Below are 5,446 nucleotides of genomic sequence, written 5' to 3' on the forward strand. Positions count from 1 at the left end.
TAACGCTAGGATTTCTTACACCTACAACCGTTACTTGCCGTCTGAAAGTTGTGGATAACTTTAATCTGCATACTCAACGGCAATCACGGTTGCAGTATCGTTTTGAATTTGAAACTTTACTTCGTAAGCCGAAATATTCATCACATACACGCGCTCGGGGATATCCTGATAGGCGGGGCGCGGGTCTTGGGCGATGCTTTGGGCGATAAGGGCGCGCTCGTTGGCGGGCAAATCTGCGCCGATGCCGTTTGCCCAGATGACGGCCAATTCTTGCGGCTTGCCGCTGACAAAGCCGCTGGCGGCTTCGGGTTTGGCTTCGACAAAGGGGATGTAGGGCTTGATATCGACGATGGGTGTGCCGTCGAGCAGGTCGGCGCCGCTGCAATAGAGTTTGACGGTTTTGCCGGTTTCGATGCGCTCCAATTTCAGCAGGGAGAGGCCGAGATGGTTGGGGCGGTGCGGGCTGCGGGTGGCGAATACGCCCATTTTCTGCCGTCCGCCCAGGCGCGGCGGGCGCACCAGCGGCGACCAGCCTTCGCTGACGGCATCGTGGAAGATGAAACTGATCCACAGGTATTCGAAATCGGCCAAGCCGCGCACGCTGTCGGCATTGAATTCGGGCTGAAGCTCGATGCAGACTTCGGCGGCGGGTACCAGCCCGGGCTGGCGGGCGATGCCGAATTTCTGTTTGTAGGGGCTGCGGGCGGTGGCGATGGCGGCGATGGTGTGCTGCATGGCGGTGGCCGTCTGAAAAATGGAAAAAGGCATGATATAGCGAAATGCTTAAAAAAACCAATCGGGCAAGGCTTTTCAGACGGCTTTTGCGGCGGCGATATTTGCCCCTGTTGCGCTATGGTTTGCTATAATGCGCGATGGTATAACTTTTCCGTACGGCTATGATTGTTTCGATTGATGTGGACGCGCAAAAGACGTTTTCGCCGCTTTGCCCGGCCGAGTTGCCGGTGCTCGAGGGCGATACGATTGTGGCGGAATTAAACGCGCAGGCATTGCTGGCGGATTTGCGGGTGATGACGAAAGACGCGCACAGCCCGTATGCGAAATGGCTGGTGGAAAAGCCCGAGCAGATGCTCAAGCCGACCGGCCTGCCGGAAGCCGATGTGACCTGGGTATCCCATGCCATCGTGGGCAGCTACGGCTATGAGCTGCTCGACGGCCTGCCGGCTGCGAAAGAATACGATTTCTGCGTATGGAAAGGCGTGGACCCCGAGTTTCACCCTTACGGCGCGTGTTTTCACGACATCGGCGAAAAATTGAGTACGGGGCTGCTGGAATGGCTGCGTGCCAAGCAGGTAAAAACCGTGATTGTCGGCGGCCTGGCTACGGATTACTGCGTGAAAACCACGGTATTGCAGCTGCTGAAAGGCGGCGATTGGACGGTGATTGTCAATGCGGCGGCCTGTCGCGGCATTGCGCCGGAAACGGTGGAACACGCTTGGGAGCTGATGATGCAAGCCGGCGCGGTGGTATTGGAAAATGCCGTGGAAATCCATAATTATATTAAAAATCAATAAGTTATATTAATTTAATCAGAAAGATTTGATGATATTGAGTTTGTCTTATTCTGATTTTAGTTACTTGACTATATAAAATTCAGACGGCTTTTTTTGGCAATGTTTCACGTGAAACAGGCGGTGTTATGAAAATCTTACTTGTGCGCTTATCCAGTATGGGGGATTTAATCCATACCCTGCCGGCGGTAGAAGATTTATCCCGCTTCTGCCCCGATGTGGAGCTGCATTGGCTGAGTGAAGCCGGCTTTGCGGATATTGCGCGCCTGCATCCGTTTGTGAAAAAAGTGCACAGTATGCGCTGGCGGCAATGGCGTAAGCAGCTGGGTAGTCGGGAAACGTGGCGGGAAATCGGCCGTCTGAAAACAGATTTGCAAAACGAAGCCTATGACTTTGTTTTAGACAGCCAGGGTTTATTGAAAAGCGCCCTGTTTGCCAAAATGGCTGCCGCGCCGATAAAAGGCTTGGATAAGGCCAGCGCGCGCGAAAGTTTGGCGGCTCTGTTTTACCGTGAAGGCTATGCCGTGGAAAAAGGCAGAAGCGCAGTTTGGCGCAACCGTGCCTTGTTTGCACAGGTTTTTGGCTATGAATTGCCGCAAACTTTGGATTTTGGTTTGACCGTGCCCGAAGCAGGCCGTCTGAATAATGTGCAGCAGCCTTATTATGTAGCGCTGCACGCCACCAGCCGTGACAGCAAATTGTGGCCGGTTAATCATTGGGTGGAGTTGTTGCAGAAAGTGCACGATGAAAGCGGCGCTGCGGTTTACCTGCCCTGGGGCAATGAAACAGAGCGGCAGCGGGCGCAGCAGATTGCCGCCGCGCTGCCTTTTGCGCTTGTGTGCGACAAAATGAATTTATTGCAGGCCGCCTATCTGCTCAAACATGCCCGGGGCGTTATCGGCGTGGATACCGGCCTGCTGCATTTGGCTAATGCGTTGGATACGCCGGTGGTCGGAGTGTTTACCGATACCGATCCGTTGAAAACCGGCGTGCAGGTTTCCGCCTGGGCGCGGAATACCGGAAATGCCGGCGTGACTCCGACGGTAGCGGAAGTTCGTACCACATTGATGCAATGTATTGCTGCCAAGCGGGCCGCGCAGCCTGATGATGCAAGGATTTAAGCGCATATCCGACAGCAAGCGGATACTTGAGATAAATAAGGCCGTCTGAAAAACCCTGTCTTTAAAGCATATATGGTGCTGCGGTTTTCCGATTGGCTTGATGCCGTTTGAATGTGATAAAGCACACCGCCTGCCGTTTGCGCCCGCCCCTACCGCCAACCCATTTTTTTGAAATTCCGCTAGGAGAATTGCATGAAAGCTCTGGTCGCTGTAAAGCGTGTCGTGGACTACAATGTCAAAGTCCGTGTAAAAGCCGACGGTTCGGATGTGGATATCGGCAATGTCAAAATGTCGATGAACCCGTTTGACGAAATTGCGGTGGAAGAAGCCGTGCGCTTGAAAGAAGCCGGAAAAGTCAGCGAAATCGTGGCGGTATCGCTGGGCGAAAAAAAATGCGAAGAAACCTTGCGTACCGCTTTGGCTATGGGCGCCGACCGCGCCATTCATGTGGAAACCGATGCCAAATTGGAGCCGCTGGCCGTCGCGAAAATGTTGAAAACCATTGCGGATAAAGAGCAGCCGCAACTCTTGCTTTTGGGTAAGCAGGCCATCGACGACGATGCCAACCAAACCGCGCAAATGCTCGCCGCCCTGCTGAATGCGCCGCAGGCAACGTTTGCTTCCAAAGTCAGCATCGGCGACGGCGAAGTCACCGTATCTCGCGAAATCGACGGCGGCGAGGAAACGCTGGCTTTGAAGCTGCCTGCTGTGATTAGCACGGATTTGCGTCTGAATGAGCCGCGCTTTGTGAAGCTGCCGAACATCATGGCCGCCAAGAAAAAGCCGCTTGAAAAGCTCACGCCCGCCGATTTGGGCGCAGATACCGCCGCGCGCCTGCGTGTGGTGAAAGTGTCTGAACCGAAAGCGCGCCAGGCCGGTGTGAAAGTGGCCGATGCGGCCGAGCTGGTTGCCAAGCTGAAAAACGAAGCCAAAGTGATTTGAAGGAGCGAGAAATGAGCGTTTTGATTATTGCCGAACATGACAATCAACAATTAAATCCCGCTACCTTGCACGCCGTAACCGCTGCGGCCAAATTGGGCGAAGTGCACGTATTGGTGGCGGGTAGCGGCGCCGCAGCCGTTGCCGATGCAGTCAAGCAGGTTGCCGGGGTCGGTAAAGTTTTGCGGGCGGAAGCCGCGCATTATGCCGAAGGCCTGGCCGAAGAACTGGCGCCGCTGGTGGCCCGTTTGGCCACGGATTACCGCTATATTGCGGCGACGGCGACCGCTTTCGGTAAAAACCTGCTGCCGCGCGTGGCGGCTTTGCTGGATGCGCCGCAAGTATCCGATTTAACCGAAGTGGTGGACGGCCAAACATTCGTGCGCCCTATTTACGCCGGTAATGCGTTTGAAACCGTACAAAGTGATGCGGAAAAATTGGTTCTGACCGTACGCGCTACGGCTTTTGATGCCGCTGCTGCGTCCGGCGGCAATGCGGAAGTGCTGGAAACCGAAGCAACGCCTGCACAAAACCTGAGCCGCTTTGTATCGCGCGAACTGACCCAATCGGAGCGCCCTGAGCTGACCCAGGCCAAAATCGTGGTATCCGGCGGCCGGGCTTTGGGCAGCGCGGAAAAATTTAACGAAGTATTGACGCCTTTGGCCGATGTATTGGGTGCGGCCATCGGAGCTACCCGTGCTGCGGTAGATGCCGAATATGCGCCGAATGATGCCCAAGTCGGCCAGACCGGCAAAGTCGTCGCGCCGCAGCTGTATATCGCTGCCGGTATTTCCGGCGCAATCCAGCATACCGCCGGTATGCAGGACAGCAAAGTCATCGTTGCCATTAATAAAGACCCGGAAGCGCCCATCTTCAATATTGCGGATTACGGCATTGTCGGCGATTTGTTTGAAGTTGTGCCCCAATTGGTGGGTGAATTAAAGAAAGTTGTTTAAAATCAAAATGATAAAATATTTCTTGTTTTGATTTTATCCGACTATAATTGTTTCACGTGAAACTTTCAGACGGCCTGTGGGCAGCCGATGCACAGGCATCGGTTGATTGCGGAAAGGCCGTCTGAATTTTTATATTATGGCTATTGAAACCTATAAAACCATCAGCGCGCCGATAGAAGCCGAGTTTAAAGACAAAGGCAGCCGCTTTATCGCCTTTGCATATCCTGTTCAAACCGTAGCAGACATCAAGCAGCATGTGGATTTTTTGCGAGAAACCCATCACAAAGCCCGGCATTGGTGCTATGCCTACCGCTTGGGTACGGAGGGTATGCAGTTTCGTGCCAACGACGACGGCGAGCCTTCCGGCAGCGCGGGTCGGCCGATTTTGGGGCAGATTGACTCGGCGGAATTGACGGACGTATTGGTGGTGGTGGTGCGCTATTTCGGCGGCACGCTGCTGGGCGTACCCGGTTTGATTCATGCCTATAAAACCGCCACGGCGGAGGCCTTGGCGGCGGCGGATATTGTTGAAAAAAATGTCGAGAAAACCATACGCATACGTTGCGAATACCCGCATCTCAACGATGCCATCCGGATTGCCAGGCAGCATCAGGGCATGGTGGTGCAGCAGGATTTGCAGTTGGACTGCGCGCTGACCGTCAGGCTGCCGCTGGCGGCTTACGATGCCTGCATCGCAGCATGGCAGCATACCCGCCAGATACACATAGAAGCAGACGCTGCGCCTGAAGAAGATGCCGTCTGAAAAACCGTTTAAAAGCAAGGATGAAGGCTGTTTAAACTCAGTCAAATCGGCTATAATTCCAAGCTGGCCGGGCAATGTTCCGGCTGCGCCCTGCTCTGCGGAATATAGTCGGAGCGTTATTTCTGCTACGGCGTTGGC

General features: G+C 54.4%; 6 protein-coding genes. 5 read left to right on the forward strand and 1 reads right to left on the reverse strand.

Features of this window, described 5'->3' with window-relative positions; all coding sequences use genetic code 11:
* Positions 1 to 60: 60 nt before the first annotated feature.
* A complete protein-coding gene (tsaA, locus tag BDE01S_RS08005) occupies positions 61 to 735 on the reverse strand; it encodes a tRNA (N6-threonylcarbamoyladenosine(37)-N6)-methyltransferase TrmO (protein ID WP_066079890.1) in 675 nt (224 codons plus the stop codon).
* Positions 736 to 896: 161 nt separating this feature from the next.
* On the opposite strand from tsaA, the gene BDE01S_RS08010 reads away from it, so the two are divergent.
* From BDE01S_RS08010 to BDE01S_RS08030, 5 genes are all read left to right on the forward strand, one after another.
* Positions 897 to 1,532: a nicotinamidase gene (locus BDE01S_RS08010; RefSeq protein WP_066079878.1), complete on the forward strand. Its 636-nt coding sequence runs from the start codon at positions 897 to 899 to the stop codon at positions 1,530 to 1,532.
* Between the two features lie 125 nt (positions 1,533 to 1,657).
* On the forward strand, positions 1,658 to 2,650 hold the full coding sequence (gene waaC, locus BDE01S_RS08015) for a lipopolysaccharide heptosyltransferase I (RefSeq protein WP_066079881.1): 993 nt from the start codon (positions 1,658 to 1,660) through the stop codon (positions 2,648 to 2,650).
* A 192-nt stretch (positions 2,651 to 2,842) separates the two neighbouring features.
* Complete coding sequence (locus tag BDE01S_RS08020; protein ID WP_066079884.1) at positions 2,843 to 3,592, forward strand: electron transfer flavoprotein subunit beta/FixA family protein; 750 nt, start codon at positions 2,843 to 2,845, stop codon at positions 3,590 to 3,592.
* Positions 3,593 to 3,603: 11 nt separating this feature from the next.
* On the forward strand, positions 3,604 to 4,545 hold the full coding sequence (locus tag BDE01S_RS08025; protein ID WP_066079887.1) for an electron transfer flavoprotein subunit alpha/FixB family protein: 942 nt from the start codon (positions 3,604 to 3,606) through the stop codon (positions 4,543 to 4,545).
* A gap of 136 nt (positions 4,546 to 4,681) precedes the next feature.
* Complete coding sequence (locus BDE01S_RS08030; protein WP_066079891.1) at positions 4,682 to 5,308, forward strand: IMPACT family protein; 627 nt, start codon at positions 4,682 to 4,684, stop codon at positions 5,306 to 5,308.
* Positions 5,309 to 5,446 lie beyond the last annotated feature (138 nt).

This window comes from Bergeriella denitrificans NBRC 102155 (assembly GCF_001592185.1).
In the GTDB taxonomy this organism is placed as follows: Bacteria; Pseudomonadota; Gammaproteobacteria; order Burkholderiales; family Neisseriaceae; genus Neisseria; species Neisseria denitrificans.

Excerpts from the sequence above, each read along its gene's own strand:
- tsaA (WP_066079890.1), bottom strand. The coding sequence starts at position 735 with ATGCAGCACACCATCGCCGCCATCGCCACCGCCCGCAGCCCCTACAAA.
- BDE01S_RS08020 (WP_066079884.1), top strand. The coding sequence starts at position 2,843 with ATGAAAGCTCTGGTCGCTGTAAAGCGTGTCGTGGACTACAATGTCAAA.
- BDE01S_RS08030 (WP_066079891.1), top strand. The coding sequence starts at position 4,682 with ATGGCTATTGAAACCTATAAAACCATCAGCGCGCCGATAGAAGCCGAG.
- BDE01S_RS08025 (WP_066079887.1), top strand. The coding sequence starts at position 3,604 with ATGAGCGTTTTGATTATTGCCGAACATGACAATCAACAATTAAATCCC.
- waaC (WP_066079881.1), top strand. The coding sequence starts at position 1,658 with ATGAAAATCTTACTTGTGCGCTTATCCAGTATGGGGGATTTAATCCAT.
- BDE01S_RS08010 (WP_066079878.1), top strand. The coding sequence starts at position 897 with ATGATTGTTTCGATTGATGTGGACGCGCAAAAGACGTTTTCGCCGCTT.